We start from the raw sequence: 20,418 nt of genomic DNA on the forward strand, positions 1-20,418 counted from the left end.
CTTGCGGCGTCGCAAACCTATACCGGCTCGTGCGTCGAGAATAGGGGCTTCGGCGGGGTATTCCGCAATGAAATAGGCCGAATTTCGACGGTCCTACGGGGACTTGCTAGGGCGATTTGGCCGCTGTCGCGGTAGCCTCGGCGGCCGTCACACTGGCCCGTGTGCTCTCCTGAACCATGAACTGGGCCCTGGCGAGCTCGGCAAAATGGCCGCCTTTGGCCACGAGTTCATCGAAAGTTCCGCTTTCGATCACGCGGCCATTCTCGAACACCAGGATCCGCGTCGCATTGCGGATGGTGGAGAGGCGGTGGGCGATCACGAAGGTGGTCCGGCCCTTCATCACTTCGTCGAGAGCGGCGTTCACCTTGGCCTCGGTGACCGCGTCGAGCGCGCTGGTGGCCTCGTCCAGGATCAGGAGCGGCGGGTCCTTCAGCAGCGCGCGGGCGATCGACAGGCGCTGGCGCTCGCCGCCGGAGAGCATGCGGCCGCGCTCGCCGGCATTGGTCGTAAAGCCGCCGCTGCGCTCGATGAAGTCGAGCGCCTGCGCGCGCTCGGCGGCCTTGCGCATCTCGGCCTCGGTCGCGTCAGGCTTGCCGACGCGCAGATTGTCCTCGATCGAGCGGTTGAACAGCAGCGCTTCCTGGAACACGACGCCGATGTTTCGCCGCAGCGAGGTCAGCGTCACGCCGCGCACGTCCATGCCGTCGATCTTGATGATGCCGGATTGCGGATCGAAGGCGCGATGCAATAGCGCGATCGCAGTCGACTTGCCGGCGCCGGTCGGGCCGACCAGCGCGATGGTCTGGCCGGGCAGCGCGGTGAAGGTGAGGTCCTCGATCGCCGGCCGCTTGCCGTCGTAGGAGAAGGTGACGTCGTTGAACTCGACGAGGCCGGACAGCCTGCCGGCATCGATCGCGTCGGGCCGGTCGTGCACCGCGGGCACGGCGTCGAGCACGTTGAAGAACTCGCGCAGGCGCGGCGCTTCCATGAACACGTTGTTGATGAAGCTCACGACCTGCTCGAGCTTCTGAATCAGCATCGTCGCAAAACTTACGAACATCACGATCTCGCCGACCGAAGTCAGCCCCTGGTCGTGCAGGGCGATGCCGAGCGTGAAGATCGCGAGCACCGTGATGGTGGTGGATGCGCGCGTGATGACCGTGACGAGCGCCCACCAGGACAGCACCGGCATCTGCGCCGCCAGCAGGTCGTCGGCGACGGAGCGCAGTCCCTTCACCTCGGATTCGACGCGGACAAAGCTCTGCACCAGCGCGACGTTGCCGAGTGCGTCCGAGGCGCGTGCGGAGAGTTCGCTGTAGTGCTCCTCGACCGCCATCTGCATGCCGAAGGTCTTACGCACCACGAAGGTCGTCAGCGCGGTGAAGACGACGCAGAGCACGAACAGCAGGATCGCCAGGCGCCAGTTCAGATAGAGCGACAGCGGCAGCAGCACCACGACCGAGAGGATCGCGGCAAAATGCTCGCGGAAGAAACCGAGCCAGAGCCGCCACAGCGCATCGGTGCCGTTGAGCATCACCTTCATCAGCCGGCCCGAATGGGTGCCGGAGTGGAAGGTCAGCGGCAATTGCAGGATGTGCTCGAAATAATCCGTCAGCACCGCCTGGCGCTGGCGGTGAGAGAGCCGGTCGGCCTGCAGGGCCACGAGCGCGCTGCAGCCGATAGTGAACAGGCCGAACGCCACCCAGGCGCCCAGGAACGGCCATGCCGAAGTCGAGCCGGCGACCGCCTTGCCGGAGAGCACGTCGACGATCCGGCCGAACAGCACGGGTTCCGCGAATTGCGAGGCCGCCAGCAGCAGATTGGCGACCGCGAGCAGCCAGCCAAGCCGTGCCTCCTTGCCGAGCAGCTCGAGAACGCGGGTGTAGAGGCGGAAGATGGACATGCGGGCGAAGAACTCGGGCTCGGAGAGGAGGGATGAGCCATATTCTAAGCAGGGTTTGGCCGCCAGATACAGCGGAAGCTATCGGTTTTGCTCAGTTGATCAGCCGGCTTTCGACCGGCGGCAGGAACTGGCTGTCGAAAATGTCGGCGGCCACCGGCCGCTTTCGGAACTTGAAATCCTGCGCGATCTGCTCGATCGAGCGGTCGAGGCGTGCCGGGTCGATGCTGCCGAGGCCGTTGCGTTTGACCTCGTCGGTCAGGATGTTGTCGACGAGCACAGTGCGCAGGCGCTCGAATTCGAGATCGCGGTCGCCGTCGTCGATACGGCTCGCGGTCTCGGCCGCCGCGCGCGCCGGCTCCTTGACCGTCGCGTTGATGCCGGTGACCAATGCTCGGATAAAGCCTTTCACCGCGTCGGGCTTCACTGCGGCGAAGGCGGGGTTGACCACCACCGCAAAGCCATAGGCCTCGCAGCCATAGTCGGCGTAGCGGAGCACGACGAGATCGGCGCCGGGCACACCGCGGTCGCGCAAATTCACCGCGGAGAGATAGCTGAAGCCGGCGACCGCATCGACCTGTCCTGCGGAAAGGATCGGTTCGCGCACCGCCGCGCTGATCTGGTGGAATTTCACCCGCGAGACATTGATGCCGTTCTGCTGCGCCAGCGCCGGCCACAGCCGCATCGAAAGATCGCCGTCGGCGACGCCGACGGTCTTGCCGTCGAGATCGGGCAGCAGATGGATGCCGCGGCTCCTGCGCGCGATGATCGCATAGGGCGCGCGGTTGAACAGGACGAACACGGCCTTGATGGGCGCCGCGTCGTCCTTGTCGCGATAGCGGATCAGCTCGTTGATGTCGACGAGTGCGAGCTCGCTGTCGCCCTTGGCGACGCGCGCCAGCGCCTCCGGCGATCCGGCCGCATTGTTGAAGGTGACGTTGAGGCGCTCGGTGCCGAAGCTGCCATCCTTTGCGGCCAGAAAGAACGGCGCCATGCTCGCGTCGACCGGACGATCGAACGTGAAGTGGATTGCGGTGGAAGGCGCGGCTGTCTCGGCCGCGATGGCGTCGCGTGCCGTCAACGCGGCAAGCGACATTGCAGCGGCCAGCAGGCCGCGAAGGACGGTTGTCTTGAATCCTGACATCAGTGGCGCCGGTCCCGCATTGTTGTGGTTTCGTGACGCTCGCAGCGCCGGCCGATCAGGAGCGTGCGCGCGCCAACATGAACGGCGGATGAGCGGCGGTTGCGTCATGATCACGCAACCCCGTTCAGCTTGTGTTGGGGTTGGGGAACCCAACATGGGATGCGGGTGTTTGAGAGACATGAGCCTGTCGTCAGGCACCACATTCGAGGTCCCAAGGAGGGTCCAGGACATGTTCGACAGATTTTCCAAATTTGCGGGCCGTAAGGCCGTCCTTGCCACAGCCGCCGTGGTGGCGCTGACCGCAGTCGCCCCGACTGCCTCTTACGCGGGCGGCCGCCACTGGCATGGTGGTGGCGGCGCAGCGGCTGCCGCGGCCTTTGCCGGTATCATCGGCACCGGCCTTGCGATCGCAGCGACCCGCGACGCCTACGCTTATGACTACGGTCCTGGGCCGGGTTACGGCTATTATGGCGGCCCGGCCTATTACAGCGGCCCTGCCTACGGTCCGTATTACGGCCCGGGCCCGAACTACCAGTATCAGCGCTATGGCGGCACGGCCCCGTCAGAGCTCTGCGGCCAGGGCTACTTCCAGAACTGCTACTAGCCTTGAGTAGCAAGTCCTGGGCTAGCAAGTCTGGGCTAGCAAGTCTTGACCATAACCGACCGTCGCGCTTGCCGCGGCGGCCGGTTTTTTGCTTTTGCCGTCGAACGTTAACACGCTCGCCATTGGTTTAGAGTAGTTTTCAGGACATGAGTGATTCGCTTGAGCGGCTATATCTGGCTGTGCTCGCGGCCAGAGACCTTGATCCGGCAACATCGCGCACCGCGCGCCTGTTTCAGCGCGGCCCCTCCAAAATGGCGAAGAAGCTGGCCGAAGAGGCTATCGAAGTCGTGATCGATGCGGTCAACGGCGACAGCGAAGCCGTGGTTCGGGAAAGCGCCGATCTGCTCTACAATCTCACCGTGCTCTGGGCCTCGGCCGGCGTGCGGCCCGAGGACGTCTGGCGCGAGATGTCGCGGCGGGAAGACATGCTCGGCATCGCCGAGAAGCTGCCGAAGTCGCCGATGAAGCTGCCCAAAGTCGCATCACCGCGCATATCTACGCGGCGGCCAATTGTCGCGCTGGAAGGCCGCGGGACGCGAAAGCGCCACTAGATCGTCACAAAACTCACGATGGACAAATCCGTCCCATGGTGCTTCATCGCGGCGCCATGCTGAAACGTATCTACGACTGGTGCATCGACGCCGCCCACAAGCCCTACGCGCTCTGGATCATGGGCGCCGTGTCTTTTGCCGAAAGTTCCTTCTTTCCGGTCCCGCCGGACGTGATGCTGATCCCGATGTCGCTCGCGCGCCCGCAGCGCGCCTGGGTCTACGCGGCGGTCTGCACCGTTACCTCGGTGGTCGGCGGTCTGCTTGGCTACGCCATCGGTGCGCTGCTGTTCGACTCGGTCGGTCACTGGCTGATCCAGGTCTATGGCCTCGGCGACAAGGTCGATGCCTTCCGCGCCTCCTATGCCGAATGGGGCGCGGTGATCATCCTGCTCAAGGGACTGACGCCGATCCCCTACAAGCTCGTCACCATCACCTCGGGCTTTGCCGGCTATAATCTTCTCCTGTTCGTGCTCTGCTCGATCGTTGCCCGCGGCGGACGCTTCTTTATCGTAGCGATCCTGCTCAACCGCTATGGCGACTGGATCCGGCACAAGCTCGAGGAGCATCTCGGCCTGTGGGTCGCGCTCGGCGCCATCGTGCTGGTGCTCGGCTTCGTGGTGGCGATCAAGCTGATCTAGAGCATGATCCGGAAAAGTGTGAAGCGGTTTTCCGAAAAGATCATGCTCACTTCATAACACGCGCTTTTACGCCGCGCCGGGTTCGGCTACGGTTGTGGTCATGATGGTTCGATCCGGCAATCCGGTCCTGCGACTGGGGACGCTGATAGTTGTGGCGCTTTCGCTCCTGCTCGCTGCCGGCGGGATCGGCTGGCCGCAATCCGCTCCCACGCTCGGCTTGCAGGAGCAGGGGCCGCAGGCTGCGCCGCCGCCCTCGACGCCAGCGCCTTCAGGGTCGGCCCGCGAGGAAAATCCCGGGCTGATCAACGAAATGGGCAAGCTGTTCGACAAGCTGCCCTCGATCCTGCCGCCGATCAAAAGCCCCAGCGAGACCATGAACGATCTGTCGCGGCTGGCGAAGCCGTCGACCATGGTCTCGGGGCGCGTCGTGTGCCCGGTCTCGTCGAATGGCGCGCCGGACTGCAAGCTCGCCGCCGACCAGCTCTGCCAGAGCAAGGGCTACAGGGAAGGCAAGGGCCTCAATGCCGACTCCGCCGAGAAATGCTCGGCCAAGGTTCTCATTCCGGGCAGGCAACGCAAACCGGATGACTGCCGCACCGATACCTTCGTCACCAGCGCGCTGTGCCAGAACTAAAGGACGTCGCGCGAGCATAGGAGCGCCCATGAGCCGCACGGAGCAGGACTTCCTCGGACAGCGTGAGATCGCCGACGACATCTATTACGGCGTCCAGACCATCCGCGGGAAGGAGAACTTCCACATCACCGGCATTCCGATGAACCAGGAGCCTTACTTTGTGAAGGCACTTGGCTACGTGAAGAAGGCCGCGGCCATGGCCAACCGCGACCTCGGCGTGATCGACGCCAAGGTAGCCGACGCGATCATCCTCGGCTGCGACCGCGTCATCGCCGGCGACATGATGGATCAGTTCGTCACCGACTTCATCCAGGGCGGCGCCGGCACCTCGACCAACATGAACGCCAATGAGGTGATCGCCAATCTCGCGCTGGAATCGCTCGGCTTCAGCAAGGGCGACTACCAGCACGTCAGTCCCAACGATCACGTCAATTACGGCCAGTCCACCAACGACACCTATCCGACCGCGTTTCGGCTGGCACTGATCCTGCGCCTCGAGAGCTACATGACGGCGCTGCGCCAGCTCCAGGAGGCCTTCTTCGCCAAGGGCCGCGAGTTCGACCGCGTGCTGAAGATGGGCCGGACGCATCTGCAGGACGCGGTGCCGATGTCGCTCGGCGCCGAATTCCGCGGATGGGGCACCACGATCGGTGAGGAGGTCGACCGCATCTCGGAGGCGCGTGCGCTGCTGCGCGAGATCAATCTCGGCGCCACTGCGATCGGCACGTCGGTCACGGCGGCGGTCGGCTATCCCAAGTTGGCTGTCAGGCACCTGAGCGCGCTGACTGGCGTCGATTTCATTCTCGCCGGCGACCTCGTCGAGGCGACCTCGGACACCGGCGCCTATGTGCAGCTCTCCGGCGTCTTGAAGCGCACCGCGAGCAAGCTGACGAAGATCTGCAACGACATCCGCCTGCTCGCCTCGGGCCCGCGCGCCGGCTTCAACGAGATCAACTTGCCGCAATTGCAGCCGGGCTCCTCGATCATGCCGGGCAAGGTCAATCCTGTGATCCCCGAGGTCGTCAACCAGACCAGCTTCCTCGTCATCGGCCTCGACACCACGGTGACACTCGCGGCATCCGCCGGCCAGCTCCAGCTCAATGTGATGGAGCCGGTGATCTCGTTCGCGCTGTTCTTCTCGATCCGCACCATGGAGCGCGCGGTCAACAGCCTGCGTGAGAATTGCGTTGTCGGCATCACCGCCAACGAGGACCACACCCGCAACATGGTGCTGAACTCGCTCGGCATCGTCACCGTGCTGAAGCCGCTGCTCGGCTACAAGCAATGCGCCGAGATCGCGCGCGAGGGCTACAAGAGCGGCAAGTCGCTGCACCAGATCGTGGTGGTCGAGCGCAAGCTGCTGACGCAGGAGAAATGGGACGAGATGTTCTCGTTCGAGCGGCTGATCAATCCGGATTTGATCGGGTAGGCGGTCGTTCGCAGCTCTCGCCCGGTCATTGCGAGGAGCCCTTGCGACGAGGCAATCCAGCATCCCTCCACGGAGACAGTCTGGATTGTTTCGCTTCGCTCGCAATGACGGAGGTGCGTCCGGAATTCCGCGCGTTGGAATTGCGGTAACGGCATCCGCCACGGCGTCAAAACGCAATACTTGACAGTGGAAAGATTGCCTTGTTGGTATGGCTCCCAACTTCAGTTTGACCGCCCAGAGAGGATCGTTCCGCAATGTCCATGCCTGCCTTGTTCAAAGGGCGCCTGTCGATCCCCGTGATCGGTTCGCCGCTCTTCATCATCTCGGTGCCCGATCTCGTGATCGCGCAGTGCAAGGCCGGTGTGGTCGGCTCGTTCCCGTCGCTGAACGCACGGCCGCCGGAACTGCTCGACGAATGGCTGGCGCGGATCACTGAAGAGCTCGCGGCCTATGACCGCGCCCATCCCGACAAGCCGTCGGCGCCGTTCGCGGTCAACCAGATCGTGCACAAGTCGAACAACCGGCTCGATCACGACATGCAGCTCTGCGCCAAGTACAAGGTGCCGATGATCATCTCCTCGCTCGGCGCGCGCGAGGAGCTGAACCAGGCGGTGCACGGCTGGGGCGGCATCGTCTTCCACGACGTCATCAACCAGAAATTCGCCCGCAAGGCGATCGAGAAGGGAGCCGATGGCCTGATCCTGGTCGCAGCCGGCGCCGGCGGCCATGCCGGCACGATCTCGCCGCTCGCCTTCGTTGCCGAAACGCGCAAATGGTTTGACGGCCCGATCGCGCTGTCGGGCGCCATCGGCAACGGCAAGGCGATCCGCGCCGCGCGTATCCTCGGCGCCGACTTCGCCTATATCGGCTCGGCCTTCATCGCCACCAAGGAAGCCAACGCGGTCGAGAAGTACAAGGAGATGATCGCGGGCTCGACGGCCGACGACATCGTCTATTCCAACCTCTTCACCGGCGTGCACGGCAACTACCTGAAGCCTTCGATCCTCGCTGCCGGCATGGATCCGGAAAACCTGCCGACCTCCGATCCCTCCAAGATGAATTTCGGCACCGACGCTTCCGGCGAGCGCGCCAAGCCGAAGGCCTGGAAAGAGATCTGGGGCTCCGGTCAGGGCATCGGCAGCATCGAAGGCGTCGTCCCCGCCGCCGAGCTGATCGCGCGCTTCAAGAAGGAATATGACGAGGCGATCGATCCGCCGTTGTGATCGCAATGACCGCCATCTACCGCGTCGACGGCAACAGCGTCATCACCAGTCCCGATGCCGCCGGTCCTTGGGACCGGCGCATGCAGCACGGCTCGGCGCCGTCGGCGTTGGTGACGTGGGCGGCGGAGCGCATTCCGACGTCCGTGCCGATGAACATCGCGCGCGTCACCATCGACCTGATGCGCCCCGTGCCGGTGGCGCCACTCGCGATTGAAAGCCGGGTTTTGCGCGAGGGCCGCAAGATCCAGCTCTGCGAGGTCAAGCTGCTCGCCGACGGCGTACAGGTCGTCGGTGCCACCGTGCTCAAGATCAAGCAGCAGGCACAGCCCTTGCCCGATGACGTCAGGGAGCTGCCGGTCACGTTGCCGTCGCCCGAGGACTCGCTAGTCGAGGACGGCCACGGCGCGACCAGTCCGTTCGCGGGTATGGTCTCGATGCGCGCGGCACGCGGCCGCTTCGGCCGGGCCGGTGCCGGCGCGATCTGGTTTCGCCTCGACCATCCGCTGGTCGAAGGCGAGGCGGTCTCGCAGGCGATGCGCGCCGTGGTCGCCGCCGATTTCTCCAACGGCACCGCCTCGACGCTCGACTTCCGCATCTGGACCTACATCAACGCCGACCTCACGGTGAGCCTTGCACGCCCGCCGGTCGGTGATTGGATTTTGCTCGATGGCGAATCCTGGATCGGCCCGGATGGTGCCGGCCTCGCGATGTCGCGGCTGGCGGACAGGCAGGGCTATTTCGGCCGCGCGGTGCAGAGCCTGGTGATCGAGAAGCGGTGAGCGTGACGGCAAACGCCGTGATCGCGCCTTGGGCGATTGAACGGCAGGCTTCCGCCGCCGCGGAAGGGATGCTTGGCCGTGTTCGACGTGGCATCCTGCCAGTTCAAATTCCGTAGAAGATCTTGATCTCCCACAGCACCACGACGATAGCCGTGATCAACGTGATCGCGGCGACTGCACTTTCCAGGGAAGCGACTCTCATTTCTTACTCCGCTTCCCAGCCCCGTCAGCGGTCTAGTTGATTCCCTGATTCGCCCGCAATCGGTCGGGCGCCGTGGACGCGCACTCCGTTGGGCGTTGTGGTGCCGGGGCCACAATGACACCGTACAATCCCGGGGTTTTACCCCACCATCCGGTCCCGACCGCTCCAGAAGCCAGCGCGCAATACCTTCTTGTCGACCTTGCCGACGCCGGTCATCGGCAATTGCTTGACGAACTGGATCTGCTTGGGCGCATGGGCCGAGCCCTTTCGCGACCGCACCATATTGATCAGTTCGTCCGGATCGGGCTTTGCGCCCTCGCGCGGCACGACGACGGCGGTGACGGCCTCGCCCCATTTTTCGTCGGGAACGCCGACGACCGCGACCATCGCGACATCGGCGTGTTGTGACAGCACGTCTTCGACCTCGCGCGGAAAAATGTTGAAGCCGCCGGTGACAATCATGTCCTTCTTGCGGTCGAGGATGAACATGTAGCCGCGCTCGTCCTTTCGCGCGATGTCGCCGGTGTGGACCCAGCCGTTCTTCAGCGTCTCGGAGGTGATGTCGGGCCGTTTCCAGTATTCCGCCATCACGTGCGGCGCGCGCACGCAGATCTCGCCGGCGTCGCCCGTCTTCACCTCCTGGTCGTTGTCGTCGAGGATCTTGACCTCGCAGGCCGCGATCGGGAAGCCGCAGGACAGGAACAGCTCCGGCGTCTTGGGATCGTGATCGGCCTTGCGCAGCACCGAGACCGGATAGCATTCGGTCTGGCCGTACAGCTGCGAGAACACAGGGCCGATGCGCTCGATGCCCTCGATCAGCCGGCTCGGCGACATCGCCGACGCCCCGTAGAGCACGAGCTCGAGCGAGGAGAGGTCCGTCTTGCTCAGAGCGGGGTGATCGAGCAGCACGTAGATCATGGTCGGTACGAACAGCGTGAAGTTGATGCGCTCGCGCGCGATCGTGGCCAGCACGGCCTCGGGATCAAAACCTTTCAGCATGTGCACGGTGCCGCCGCGCATCAGCGTCGGCAGCACCTTCGTGCCCGCGACATGGCTGATCGGGGCGACCGTGAGATAGCGCGCGGCCTCCGGAATCTCGAAATCGGCGAGAATCGCGGCGGCAGCCCCGGCGTTCTCGCGGTGATAGCGCAGCGCGCCCTTGGATTTGCCGGTGGTGCCGCCGGTGTAGTTCAGCGTGGAGAGATCGTCCGGGCCGGCGAGGCACAGCGGACTGGCGTGGCCTTCGATCTCGATGGCCTGCAGGAGATCGACGCCATAATCCGCCGGTCCCATGGTGAAGATCGCCTTGAGCAGGCTCGCTTTGGCCGCGAGTTCGCCCCCGCGATCACGGAACGCGATGGCATCGACCACCAGCACTTCGGCTTCGGAGTCCTCGAGCTGGAAGAGCTGGTCGCTCTGCGATCCCAGCGGGTGCAGCCAGGTGATGCAGCATCGCGACAATTGCGCGGCGACACCGGCGCACCAGGTGTCGGCGCGGTTCGCGGTGAGGAAGGCGATGCGCGCGCCGGCCTGCAAGCCAAGCCGCATGAACACGCCCTGGATCCGTCCGATCAGATCGATGGTGCCCTGATAGCTCAGCGATCCGCCGGGCCAGGCGAAAGCGGTGCGGTCAGGATAGCGCGCCAGTGCCCGTAGCGTCTGCGCGCAAGTCGGGGACGATGCGTGGAGCGGATCGGACATATGTTTCCTCGTTGCTTTTTTGTCGGCTTCTTGCGTGCCAATGTTTGCCGTAACGCTAGCACAGGGAATGCGGGATGGAACGACAAAGCCCGTGCGAGGGAGGCATGCGTGAGCTCAGATCGACTGCAACGTTTCGGTGATCGTCTCGCTTTGCCGCTGATCGCTGCGCCGATGTTTCTGGTGTCGGGCGTCGAGCTCATGGTCGCGGCGTGCCGGAGCGGTGTGATCGGTAGCTTCCCCACTGCGAATTGCCGCAGCACGGAACAACTCGACCAATGGCTCACCGACATCGACGCGCGGCTGCGGCAGCACGAGGACCAAACCGGCCGCAGCGCGGCGCCGCTCTGCCCGAACCTGATCGTGCACCGCTCCAATGCGCGGCTCGAACAGGATCTCGCTTTGCTGCTGCGGCACAGGCCGGAGATCGTCATCACCTCGGTCGGCTCGCCCGCGCCGGTGTTGAAGCCGCTGCATGATGCAGGCGCGCTGGTGCTGGCGGACGTCGCCTCGATCCGCCACGCCGAACGCGCGGCGGAAGCAGGGGCCGACGGGCTCGTGCTGCTCACCGCGGGCGCCGGCGGGCAGACCGGCTGGCTCAATCCGTTCGCCTTCGTCCGTGCGGTGCGCGCGTTCTACGACGGCATCATCGTGCTTGCGGGCGGCATCAGCGATGGCCGCGCGCTGCGCGCCGCCGAGGTGCTCGGCTGCGATTTACATGGGCACGAAGTTCATCGCGACGCGCGAGAGCATGGCGGATGACCGCTATAAGCGGATGCTGGTCGAGAGCAGCGCCGACGACATCCTGCTGACCACCGCGTTCACCGGACTTCAGACCAGCATGCTGAAGCCGTCGATCCTCGCGGCCGGTCTCGATCCTGATGACTTGCCGGCGCGCGGGGCGATCGACATCGCCAAGGACATCGACGTCGCCGCGCGCGAGAACAGGCCCAAGCGCTGGCGCGATATCTGGAGCGGCGGGCATTCGACATCGGGGGTCACCGACGTGATGGCGGTCGAGGATCTCGTTATCCGCACGGCCGCGGAGTACCGTAACGCCGGCGGGCGCTAACGTTCCGCGCCGCCCAGCACGGTTAATCCTGCATGGCTCCACCAGCCCGCACTTAACGGCAGATTAACCAAGCCCCGCCAAGAATCCCCCTCACGGCCGCCAATCAGGACCGAGAGGGACAGGCGATGGACTTCGATTTTCTCAACAGCAAGACAGCCGCAACGCTGGACGAAATCCGCGTCCGTGTCGCCCATGCGCTGGCCCGTCACCCGCTGTGCCGCAATGTGCGCTTCGACATCGTCAGCGTCCCCCGCACCCGCCGGGGCGGCAACTGGACAGTGACGCTGCAATCGGTCGAGCCGCGGGCGGTCTGGGAGGCGTCCGAGATCGTCGCCGACATCCAGGACGCCTACGATCTGGCCGCAGCCGCCTGATTTCCTTGGCTTTTTCGGGGCATGTCGCTGCAAGCCCAGTGATTGTCGCAACGAAAGCACACTCAAGCCTTATTTCGCGCCCTTTTTCCGGGCAACGCTAACAAACTCGTGAAGCCGGCACTTCCGGAGAGACGTTTGTCCAGAGCCATCACCATCGTCGTCCTGACCTGCTTCCTCGTCCTCGGTGCGGCCACCACCGCCATTCTCGGCCGCGACAGCGTGCCCAGCGTCAGCGCCGAGATGATCACGCAGGATCCGCCGAAGCAGCTTTCGACCAACCGCGCCGCCAAGGCCGACCGTCTGGTTCCGACCCTCGCGCTGGCCTCCGCCGCAATCGAGCCGGTGCAGGTCTCCGCCAACAAGCTCGCGCAGGCGCCGGTCCTGACCGAGCCGCTGCGCCAGGCCTTTGCCGCCGCCACCCCGTCCGATTTCCCGATGCCCAAGGCAAGCGCGCACGAGGCGCCCGCCGCCGCGGCAGTTCCCGCAGTCGAGGTCCCGGCCAAGCCGAAGGTCGTCGCCAAGCCGCAGCCGCAGAAATCCTATTCCCTGCTGTCCGACGTTCAGATCTCGGGCATCAAGGATCGCCTGAAGCTGTCGTCGTCGCAGGAATATTACTGGCCCTCGGTCGAGACCGCGCTGCGCAACGTCGCCCGCAAGATCCAGGCGAACAAGCTGTCCAACCCGAACGCGCCGCCCGGCTCGCAGATCGATCCGAATTGCGACGAGGTGCAGGAGCTGAAGTCGGCCGCGATGCCGCTGTTGTTCCAGCTGCGTGACGACCAGAAGGAAGAAGTGCGCAAGCTCGCCCGCCTGATCGGGCTCGAGAAGGTCGCGCAGCAGATCTGAGCCTCGGTTCCTGCCGACATCAGGAACATCCGGTAATCCTCACGCGTTGCCCGCTCCAAACAGGGAGTGGGCCAAATGCGCGCCTCGACAGCTTATTTCGTCGGTGCCGGAACGATCGTCGCCGCCATCGCCATTGGTCTCGGCGGCGGCATTGTCGCCGGCAATATCATGAATCCGACCGCGCCCAAGCAGGGGCCGGACACCAGCAAGATGGCGCAGCGCGCTGAAACCGCTGCGACACCGGCGACGACGAATGCGCCGTCCGAGCGCGTCCAATATCTCACCGGCACGCAAGCTTTCGGCGCGGTCATCGCCGCGCCCGCGCAGGCGCAGGACGAAGCCAAAGCCAATATCAAGGCTGACATGAAGCCTGAGACGCAGACCCCTCAAGCGACTGCTGAACCGCCGGCGCCGCCGCCTTCGCAAGCCGCCGCGGTCGAGCCGCCCAAGCCGGCACCGGCATCGCCGCCACAAGCTGCAAAGCCTGGCGAGCAGCCGGCATCGACCGAGCCGTCCGCGTCACCCGATAACGCCTACGCCAAAGCCAGGGATTCCGACGTGAAGCGTGCTGCGTCCGAGCGGCGCCGGGCGGAGCGTCGCGAGCGCTGGGCCGATCGCCATCGTTACGACTCCCGCGATCAACGCGGCATGCGCGACCGCACCGACTGGGACGACGTCGCCCGCAACATCCGCGAAGATTCAGATTCACGCGATGTTGCGAACCGGCCGCGCGGCGGCCTCCCGCGGATGATGCTGTTCGGTCCCGACGACGATTAGCGTGCCGGCGCGCCCAGCTGCTTGCTGAGCGCGCGATGTTCCTTCCCGACCTATCAACCGCCGTGCGACTCGACGACCTTGCGGCAGGAATCCGAGAGCTTCGACTTGTTCTCGCGCAGGCAGGCGTTCATCTGCGGCGGCTTGCCGACGTGTTCGGCGCAGAATTTGCCGGCGTCGCTGCGGCAGGCCATCTGCTCCTGCGGAGTCGGGCCGGATTGTGCGGCGGCAGGGAGGACGGCAGCGGCGAGCAGCAGCGCGGCAAGAACTGAAGTCTTCATAAAGCACCTCTTTGGAATCGTGATGGTTTGGAATCGTGATGGGTCCCGCTTGGGATCGGGCGAGCCGGACCATCTCGCAGAGGCCTGTTGCCGGTCCATGCCATGTTCATGGCATCGGCTCGCGCTCCTGGCGGCTGCACCCCCATCTTCATGGCATGTATCGGCGCGCCGTCTTTTGCCATTCAGGCTGCACCTCGGCTGCGAAACCCGGTGATTGCACCGGGACGCCGAACGGGAAGCAGGAGAGCAAGATGTCGAAAAAAGTGGGAGCGCTGAGCACCGGGCTGACGATCATGGTGCTGGCGGGTGCGGCGATGGTGTCGCTGGGCACGAGCCCGGCGCAGGCTGTGGTTTATTGCAAGACGGTCGGCGTGCCCAAGGGCTGCGTGGTGCGGCCGACCGCGGCGGTGGTGGTTGCACCCGGTGCGCCGGTGGCTGCGGCCGCAGTTGCCACGCCCGGTGTCGGTGCGCCCGGCGTCGGCGTCCGCGCGGGAACGCCGATGAATCGCGGCGGCCCGGTCAACCGCGTCGGTGTGCGCTGACGATCTCGTTCGATTGAGTTGATTGCATCACTTCGGGCAAAGGAGCCCTGCGGACAAACCCCCAATCCTCCGCAGGCAGACAATCCAGCCCGTTCCCTCTCTCCGCGCGTCCCACACGTTCGGGGAGGGGCCTTTTCAGCCCGCAGCCGCGTCGCTGTCGGGAAAGATCCGCGGCAATTGCAGCCGCACCCGCGTGCCCGAGGCATCCGAGCTCAGCTCGAGCGTCGCGCCGCAACGCGCCGCACGGCTTCTCATGTTGCGCAAGCCTCGTGCGGTGTGGCTCGCGCCGGTGGCTTCGCCGTTGCCGGGCAGCGCAAAACCGCAACCGTCATCGATCACGCTGATCACGCCGTACGGTCCCTGGCCGCCGTCGAGCGTCTCAATCGTGACGGCGATGTTGCGAGCTTGGGCGTGCTTGACGGCATTGGTCACGGCCTCGTCGAGGATGCGCACGATCTGGATCACGTGCCATGGCCGCAGCTCCGGATGCAGCGGCAGGCCCTGCGGCGTCGCCACGCGCCAGTCGAGCGCGATGTCGTGCGGCCGCAATTGCGCCGTCGCGCGCTCGCGCCAGGAGCCGAGCGCAAGCATGAGATCCCCGCCGATGTCGTCCATGGAGTCGATGACGAGGCGGAGATCCTTCAGCGCCGCGCGAGCCGCGTCCGTGATGGTCGCGCCCTCATGGCCGCGCTCGGAGAGCGCGACGATGCTGACGAGCTGGCCGCCGAGGCCGTCATGGAGGTCGCGCATCAGCCGCGTGCGCTCGTCGGCGAGGGCTGCGGCGCGGGCACGCTCCTCTTCGCGGGCGAAGCTCGCCTTCAGCCGCTCCTCGGCCTCGCGCACGCGCGTCACCAATTGCCCGGCAAAACTGTCGACCTGGTTCAGCGCGCGGGCAAAGCGCCAGGTCAACCCGGCGCCGATCGCGACCAGCATCGCCGAATAGGACAGACGCGAGACGAAGATGCGTTCGTTGGTCACGATCTCGAACACCGACAGCATGTCGTGGACCCAGCACGTCAGCACGATCGTCACTGCGCAGCCGATCGTGAAGCTGGCCGCGTCCTGCCGCCGCACCACCGCGGTCGCGGTCACGCAGGCCATCAGGAACAGGCAGATCCCGACCGTGGGGATGCCGAGCACGAGAAACAGGATGCGCGGCAGCGGCGGGCCGGCGATCAGACCGACCACGAACACGATGAGGCCCGGCGCGAACAGCAGCGTGCCATAACGCGGCCAGCGCCAGCCGAAGAACAGCACGCCGAAGGCGACGATCAGCGCGCTCTCGGTCGGCGCGGAGGCGAGCAGCACCGCGGCGAGCCGCGATACGGTGGTCGGCGGCACCGGCGGCGGCATGAAGGCCTGGACCACTCCAAGCACCATCGCGACCGCCAGCACGCCGTAGACCGGCTCGCGCCGCCGCATCAGCCACATGATCGCGAGGATGACGGCGAGGATCGACTGCCAGGCGGAGAACGCCACCTGCAGCGTGACGAACAGCAGCGTGCGGGTTTCGTAGGACGGACGCAAGGCCGCATCAGGTCCAACATAGACGGTGTCGAGAAAGCCCTTCAGCGGCCCCCACACGAACAGCCGCACTGTGATCTCGTTGCTGCCGTCATGCAGCAGCGAGGAGGGAATGGCGGCGATCTGCGGCGTGTTGCGGTCGGGCCGGTTAGCGTTGGCATCGCGGCGGGAGTCGAGCACGACGACGCCGTTGACGGCCACCTCCACTGCGTTGCTGAACCGCGGCAGATAGACCGACCAGCCCGATGCCGCATCGCCGCTTCGGAAGGTGAAGGCGCCGGTATAGAGCGGCGGATCCGCCAGCGAATAGCGTGACGAGGTGAAATGCGGCAGCGTCACCGCGCGCGTCACGCCATCCTCGCGCAGCGAGAATCCGCTCAGCGCAAAGTCTTCGGGATCGCTGGGCTGGAGCAGCCGCAGCCCGAGGATGGTGGCGATCACGATCAGCGCCTGGAGCAGCAGATAGGGCACGAGGCGCGACACGATCAGCCGGCGCCGCGGGCGTGTGGGGGCCTTCGCCGCGATCTCGCTCACAGCTTGATCAGGCCCTGCTGCACCGCCTCGAACACCGCCTCGCTGCGTGTGTGCACCTCGAGCTTGCGATAGATGTTCTTGATGTGGCCGGGCACGGTCTGCTTGGAGAGACCGAGATGGCTCGCGATCTCGGCGTAGCTGAAGCCTTTGGCGATGCCCCAGAGGATATCGATCTCGCGCGGGGTCAATCTTGCGGTGTTGAGCGCGGGGCCCGGCGGCGGCTCCGCCGTGCTCTGCGCGACTCCTTGTGTTCTGCGCACGATGAAGCGGGCGATCGAGGCCGAGATCGGCGAATGGCCGGCGACCAGGTCGCGCACCGTGGTGGCGATGTCGGTCGGGAAGGCGTCCTTGAGCAGATAGCCGGTGGCGCCGACCGTGATCGCCGAGATCACGCTCTCCTCGTCGCCGAGCGCCGAGATCACCATGATCTCGGTGTCGGGAAAGCGCTGCCTCATCTCGCGGATCAGCTCGATGCCGTGGCCGTCGGGAAGCCTGAGATCGGTGAGCAACACGTGCGGGGCCGCCGCGCCCAGTGCCGAGCGGGCCTCTGCCAGCGTGCCGGCGCTGCGGACCTCGTAGCCGGCCTTGACCAGCGCGTCCTGGAGCCGCCAGCAGGTCGGCGCGTCGTCCTCGACGAGGAGGATGGTGATGGCCTCACCCGTCTCGCCCTGTTCGCTCATGTTCATGGCCCCGCACCGCGTGTCCCCCGCGGCGCGAGGTCAAGTTTAGCCGCAGCGCAGATGCCGTGACACCCATAATCATGGGGCATCGACAGCCCGGCGGCTCCTATCGGGCAGACACGCTCTGGGCCGGCTTTTCAGCCGGTTGCGCCGGCACCGGAAGCCGCTGCACCTTGATCCGCGCCGTGCCGCTGTTGTTGTCGTAGAATTTTTCGGTCCGCCCCTGGAAGGGAGCAAGCCACCGCGGAGTTAGGCCGTTGGGCAGCACGGTCGGAAAGATCTGGACGGCGTCGTTGACGTAGAAGAACAGCTCGCCGGAATCGGGGGCGACGAACTCGGCCACCACGTGGCCGGTCAGATGCTGTCCCTTCCACACCTCACCGGCAGCCGGCAGGTCTTCGGCCGGAATCGGCTGAAAATCGCCGAGCGCTTCCAGTTTCGCGCTGCGTGGATCCTTGTCGCCAAGCTCTTCCTCGACGCGGACCCAATATCGGTGCTTGGAGCTCTTATCCAGATCGTCCTCGGCTGGAAGTGTCGGGTTCTTCCGGCGCGGCAGCACGTCTGCCGGCTCGACATTGACGGCCGTGAGCGGGATGTCGTTCATGCCCTTGGAACCGACCCGCACCACCGGCTCGAACCAGTCGGCGCCATAGAGCCGGCGCATCGGCAGGAAGATGTAACGCGCCAAATCTGTCTGGAAGCCGTTCGCGCCGGTCATGATGGTGCGGTCGAACCAGGGCTCGTTGACGTCGAGCCAGACGCGATATTTGCGGCCCTTCTCGACGGCGAGACCGCTCCACCAGCAGAAGTCGTGGGTTTCGAACACGGTGCTGGCAGTCAAAGGCTCGTCGAGGACCGGCTTGCCGCGTTCCGCGTGCGTGCCGCTGACATCCGTGGTCTCCGGCGGCGCGCAGACCCTGCCGAGCGCGACGCGGCCGGTGAAGGTGCTGGTGGATAGGATCAGCAAGGCCGAGCTGAAAATGATGAACAGGAAGCCGATCGGCATGAGCCGTCGGGCGAACAGATTGCGCGCTCCTACGGCGTTGTGCCGCATCCAGTTGGCGAAGGAGAGCGCGCCGCTGGACGTTGCGATGTGTTTTCGGCTTGCCTTGCGGCGCGGCGTGTTCCAGGCGAGCCGCGCGCGCTCCTGGATATTGTCGCGCAGCGCGGAGTTCTTGTTCCAGACCCAGAGCGTGACCAGCAGCACCGCCGATGTCAGCACCGGGTAATAGGTCGCAATGTCGAGCCATGGCGCTGCATAGGACGGCAACAGGTTTCTCAGGATATTGGTGAGCGGCGCAACGACGGCGCCGAGCAGCCAGTCGGCGTCGGTGACGAGCTTCAAGAACCAGGTGTCCCGGAGGCCATTGTCCTCGGACGACCCGACCAGGCCGCGGGCGATCCACGGAAAGACCGCGATGAAGGCGACCATGAACAGCAGCGAGAAATACGCCACGCGGCGCCACCACACCGTGTCGCGCGTCAGGCTCGACATGGCCGGGTCGGGCGTGCTCATCGTGGTGAAGGCTTCGGCCTCCAACAAGCGTCGTGGACCCGTCGCCTTTGCCAGATAGGCGGCCTTCATCACTTCACGGATGGCGGCTTCCTCGCGCTTCTTCTCTTCTTCGTCCTCTTTTTCCGATTGCAGCGGCAGCAGCGTTCCTTCCGGCAGCACCGTTCCGTCCGGAAGCGTCGTTTCGCGCGGCAGCAGCACGAGGCTATCAGCCGGAAGCATGATCGGTGCGTAGTCGTCACATCCGAACAGCATGCGCTCGATGACGGCGAAGTGCACGACGGGCCGGCCGCCATTCTCACTGCCGGCCAAAATCGGGCGCGGCCCGTAGCGGTACAGCACCGCCGCGCCGCTGCGGGAATCGTGCCGCGGTCCGATCGCGGATTGATATTCCTTGAAATGCGGGATCTCGCCGTTCTGGAAGCGGAGCCTGCCGCCGAGCTGCTCGACCATCCAGACCAGCGGAACGAAGGACAACGTGGATTCCGGATAGCCGCCGCCAATGTCGGAATGGACGCCCGCGAACCATACCTCCTTGACGACCTGGCCGTCGGCCAGGTGGCTCTGGTCGATCCGGAGCGGATGGAAGGTCGTGCGCTCGTCATCCAGCGCGAGCGCGTGACAGGCCTGCCTGACCTTGTGCGACAGCCGGTGATTGCGGAACGAGATCGGCCAGATCGCCCAGTCGATGGCGAGGCGGAGCTCCTCGATCGGGACGCCGAACGCCTCCACGGTGTCGAACAGTCCGAGGAATTCGATCTCGACGTCCTTGCGCAAGCCCATCCTGCTGCGAACGTCGGCATAGGAGCGATGTCCACAGATCCCGTGATAGATGAAGAGCAGGAGGTCGCGGATCCAGCGCGTGACCCAGATCGTCGGGAGGCTCTTGGTCCAGGGTACGGTGGCCCGGCGATATTCGCGCCAGGCCGCCTTGACGTTGCGCTCCATCTCCGCATGCGACACGGGCGTGTCGCCGATCACGGCAGGCACGAGGCCCTGGCTGGAGATCATCGCCGCCAGCGTGCGCGCGGTGAAGGCGCCGCGGCTGAAGCCGAAGATGTAGATCTCGTCGCCCTCGCGCCAGTTCCAGCACAGGAAGCGGTAGAGCTTGCGGACGTTGGAGGGAACGCCGATGCCGGTGGCGCCGTCGAGCGCGGCGAGCAGCGCCCAGCCGGCGGTGCCGACGCCCTTGATGTAATGCGCGATCTGATCGGGCTCGGTATGGTCGAGGGCCTCGTAGAGACGCCAGACGCTGGATTCCTGGGTGGTGAACGCGTTGCCCGTGCCGTCGGCGAACAGCACCAGCTTGCGCTTCGGCGCCGGTGCGTCGGGTGCGGCCGGTGCATTCGCCGCGACCTCTGGATCATCATGCGTGTGGTCCGGCCTTGCAGGACCGCCATGTAGCGCCTCGTCCTGGTCCGTCATGGACTCCTCCGAAAAATTCAGGCGGATGCTCTCAGGCCCGCTCGGGCGACA

18 protein-coding genes and 1 pseudogene are annotated in these 20,418 nt (G+C 65.4%); 12 read left to right on the forward strand and 7 right to left on the reverse strand.

Translation table 11 applies throughout. The features are described from left to right. Nucleotides 1–106 precede the first annotated feature (106 nt). Nucleotides 107–1,903, reverse strand: a complete 1,797-nt coding sequence (locus RAD16_RS02785) for a glucan ABC transporter ATP-binding protein/ permease (RefSeq protein ID WP_458156350.1) — start codon at nt 1,901–1,903, stop codon at nt 107–109. Between the two features lie 91 nt (nt 1,904–1,994). After that, entirely contained in the window at nt 1,995–3,044 is a 1,050-nt protein-coding gene (locus tag RAD16_RS02790) for an ABC transporter substrate-binding protein (RefSeq protein ID WP_458156351.1), read from the reverse strand. A gap of 229 nt (nt 3,045–3,273) precedes the next feature. Between RAD16_RS02790 and RAD16_RS02795 the strand changes: the two genes are divergently transcribed. The 7 genes from RAD16_RS02795 (at nt 3,274) to RAD16_RS02825 (ending at nt 8,902) form a co-directional block, all read left to right on the forward strand. Next, nucleotides 3,274–3,648: a hypothetical protein gene (locus tag RAD16_RS02795; protein WP_458156352.1), complete on the forward strand. Its 375-nt coding sequence runs from the start codon at nt 3,274–3,276 to the stop codon at nt 3,646–3,648. A gap of 146 nt (nt 3,649–3,794) precedes the next feature. Further along, entirely contained in the window at nt 3,795–4,199 is a 405-nt protein-coding gene (hisE, locus tag RAD16_RS02800) for a phosphoribosyl-ATP diphosphatase (RefSeq protein WP_326896758.1), read from the forward strand. Between the two features lie 35 nt (nt 4,200–4,234). Further along, the gene (locus RAD16_RS02805; RefSeq protein ID WP_458156353.1) at nt 4,235–4,837 is read left to right on the forward strand and encodes a YqaA family protein; all 603 of its coding nucleotides are present in this window, start codon (nt 4,235–4,237) and stop codon (nt 4,835–4,837) included. A gap of 100 nt (nt 4,838–4,937) precedes the next feature. Beyond that, the gene (locus RAD16_RS02810; RefSeq protein WP_458156354.1) at nt 4,938–5,471 is read left to right on the forward strand and encodes a hypothetical protein; all 534 of its coding nucleotides are present in this window, start codon (nt 4,938–4,940) and stop codon (nt 5,469–5,471) included. A 28-nt stretch (nt 5,472–5,499) separates the two neighbouring features. Further along, nucleotides 5,500–6,900, forward strand: coding sequence for an aspartate ammonia-lyase (locus RAD16_RS02815; RefSeq protein WP_458156355.1), 1,401 nt, complete (start codon nt 5,500–5,502; stop codon nt 6,898–6,900). Nucleotides 6,901–7,154: 254 nt separating this feature from the next. Then, nucleotides 7,155–8,123, forward strand: a complete 969-nt coding sequence (locus RAD16_RS02820; protein ID WP_458156356.1) for an NAD(P)H-dependent flavin oxidoreductase — start codon at nt 7,155–7,157, stop codon at nt 8,121–8,123. A gap of 5 nt (nt 8,124–8,128) precedes the next feature. Further along, nucleotides 8,129–8,902 carry a thioesterase family protein gene (locus RAD16_RS02825; RefSeq protein WP_458156357.1) on the forward strand — a complete coding sequence of 258 codons (774 nt, stop codon included), beginning with the start codon at nt 8,129–8,131 and terminating at the stop codon, nt 8,900–8,902. A gap of 340 nt (nt 8,903–9,242) precedes the next feature. On the opposite strand, the gene RAD16_RS02830 is transcribed toward RAD16_RS02825, so the two are convergent. Continuing rightward, the gene (locus RAD16_RS02830) at nt 9,243–10,805 is read right to left on the reverse strand and encodes an AMP-binding protein (protein WP_458156358.1); all 1,563 of its coding nucleotides are present in this window, start codon (nt 10,803–10,805) and stop codon (nt 9,243–9,245) included. Nucleotides 10,806–10,913: 108 nt separating this feature from the next. On the opposite strand from RAD16_RS02830, the pseudogene RAD16_RS02835 reads away from it, so the two are divergent. The 4 genes and pseudogenes from RAD16_RS02835 to RAD16_RS02850 all read left to right on the forward strand — a co-directional run bounded on the left by RAD16_RS02835 (nt 10,914) and on the right by RAD16_RS02850 (nt 13,871). Further along, nucleotides 10,914–11,874 (forward strand): annotated as a pseudogene (locus RAD16_RS02835) (NAD(P)H-dependent flavin oxidoreductase). Nucleotides 11,875–11,999: 125 nt separating this feature from the next. Next, on the forward strand, nt 12,000–12,248 hold the full coding sequence (locus RAD16_RS02840; RefSeq protein ID WP_194479426.1) for a hypothetical protein: 249 nt from the start codon (nt 12,000–12,002) through the stop codon (nt 12,246–12,248). A gap of 135 nt (nt 12,249–12,383) precedes the next feature. Continuing rightward, nucleotides 12,384–13,094, forward strand: coding sequence for a hypothetical protein (locus RAD16_RS02845; protein ID WP_458156359.1), 711 nt, complete (start codon nt 12,384–12,386; stop codon nt 13,092–13,094). A 75-nt stretch (nt 13,095–13,169) separates the two neighbouring features. Beyond that, nucleotides 13,170–13,871, forward strand: coding sequence for a hypothetical protein (locus RAD16_RS02850; RefSeq protein WP_458156360.1), 702 nt, complete (start codon nt 13,170–13,172; stop codon nt 13,869–13,871). 53 nt (nt 13,872–13,924) lie between these two features. Here RAD16_RS02850 and RAD16_RS02855 read toward each other — a convergent pair whose 3' ends face one another. Then, entirely contained in the window at nt 13,925–14,149 is a 225-nt protein-coding gene (locus RAD16_RS02855; RefSeq protein ID WP_458156361.1) for a cysteine rich repeat-containing protein, read from the reverse strand. Between the two features lie 251 nt (nt 14,150–14,400). Between RAD16_RS02855 and RAD16_RS02860 the strand changes: the two genes are divergently transcribed. After that, complete coding sequence (locus tag RAD16_RS02860; RefSeq protein ID WP_458156362.1) at nt 14,401–14,691, forward strand: hypothetical protein; 291 nt, start codon at nt 14,401–14,403, stop codon at nt 14,689–14,691. Between the two features lie 135 nt (nt 14,692–14,826). Here the strand turns inward: RAD16_RS02860 and RAD16_RS02865 are convergent, their stop codons facing one another. The 3 genes from RAD16_RS02865 to RAD16_RS02875 form a co-directional block, all read right to left on the reverse strand. Next, nucleotides 14,827–16,749 carry a sensor histidine kinase gene (locus RAD16_RS02865; RefSeq protein WP_458156363.1) on the reverse strand — a complete coding sequence of 641 codons (1,923 nt, stop codon included), beginning with the start codon at nt 16,747–16,749 and terminating at the stop codon, nt 14,827–14,829. Further along, nucleotides 16,746–17,429, reverse strand: coding sequence for a response regulator (locus RAD16_RS02870; RefSeq protein WP_458156428.1), 684 nt, complete (start codon nt 17,427–17,429; stop codon nt 16,746–16,748). The genes RAD16_RS02865 and RAD16_RS02870 overlap by 4 nt, the downstream gene beginning before the upstream one ends. A 106-nt stretch (nt 17,430–17,535) precedes the next feature. Next, nucleotides 17,536–20,367 (reverse strand): DUF2235 domain-containing protein, encoded by a 2,832-nt coding sequence (locus RAD16_RS02875; protein ID WP_458156364.1) that lies wholly within the window; start codon nt 20,365–20,367, stop codon nt 17,536–17,538. Between the last annotated feature and the right edge of the window lie 51 nt (nt 20,368–20,418).

Source organism: Bradyrhizobium sp. 18BD (assembly GCF_054185225.1).

What these genes read in the sequence shown, in the direction of transcription:
- RAD16_RS02840 (WP_194479426.1), top strand. Translation starts at nt 12,000, where the DNA reads ATGGACTTCGATTTTCTCAACAGCAAGACAGCCGCAACGCTGGACGAA.
- hisE (WP_326896758.1), top strand. Translation starts at nt 3,795, where the DNA reads ATGAGTGATTCGCTTGAGCGGCTATATCTGGCTGTGCTCGCGGCCAGA.
- RAD16_RS02830 (WP_458156358.1), bottom strand. Translation starts at nt 10,805, where the DNA reads ATGTCCGATCCGCTCCACGCATCGTCCCCGACTTGCGCGCAGACGCTA.
- RAD16_RS02820 (WP_458156356.1), top strand. Translation starts at nt 7,155, where the DNA reads ATGTCCATGCCTGCCTTGTTCAAAGGGCGCCTGTCGATCCCCGTGATC.
- RAD16_RS02805 (WP_458156353.1), top strand. Translation starts at nt 4,235, where the DNA reads ATGGTGCTTCATCGCGGCGCCATGCTGAAACGTATCTACGACTGGTGC.
- RAD16_RS02860 (WP_458156362.1), top strand. Translation starts at nt 14,401, where the DNA reads ATGTCGAAAAAAGTGGGAGCGCTGAGCACCGGGCTGACGATCATGGTG.
- RAD16_RS02870 (WP_458156428.1), bottom strand. Translation starts at nt 17,429, where the DNA reads ATGAGCGAACAGGGCGAGACGGGTGAGGCCATCACCATCCTCCTCGTC.
- RAD16_RS02825 (WP_458156357.1), top strand. Translation starts at nt 8,129, where the DNA reads ATGACCGCCATCTACCGCGTCGACGGCAACAGCGTCATCACCAGTCCC.
- RAD16_RS02790 (WP_458156351.1), bottom strand. Translation starts at nt 3,044, where the DNA reads ATGTCAGGATTCAAGACAACCGTCCTTCGCGGCCTGCTGGCCGCTGCA.
- RAD16_RS02875 (WP_458156364.1), bottom strand. Translation starts at nt 20,367, where the DNA reads ATGACGGACCAGGACGAGGCGCTACATGGCGGTCCTGCAAGGCCGGAC.
- RAD16_RS02785 (WP_458156350.1), bottom strand. Translation starts at nt 1,903, where the DNA reads ATGTCCATCTTCCGCCTCTACACCCGCGTTCTCGAGCTGCTCGGCAAG.
- RAD16_RS02815 (WP_458156355.1), top strand. Translation starts at nt 5,500, where the DNA reads ATGAGCCGCACGGAGCAGGACTTCCTCGGACAGCGTGAGATCGCCGAC.
- RAD16_RS02810 (WP_458156354.1), top strand. Translation starts at nt 4,938, where the DNA reads ATGATGGTTCGATCCGGCAATCCGGTCCTGCGACTGGGGACGCTGATA.
- RAD16_RS02795 (WP_458156352.1), top strand. Translation starts at nt 3,274, where the DNA reads ATGTTCGACAGATTTTCCAAATTTGCGGGCCGTAAGGCCGTCCTTGCC.
- RAD16_RS02850 (WP_458156360.1), top strand. Translation starts at nt 13,170, where the DNA reads ATGCGCGCCTCGACAGCTTATTTCGTCGGTGCCGGAACGATCGTCGCC.
- RAD16_RS02855 (WP_458156361.1), bottom strand. Translation starts at nt 14,149, where the DNA reads ATGAAGACTTCAGTTCTTGCCGCGCTGCTGCTCGCCGCTGCCGTCCTC.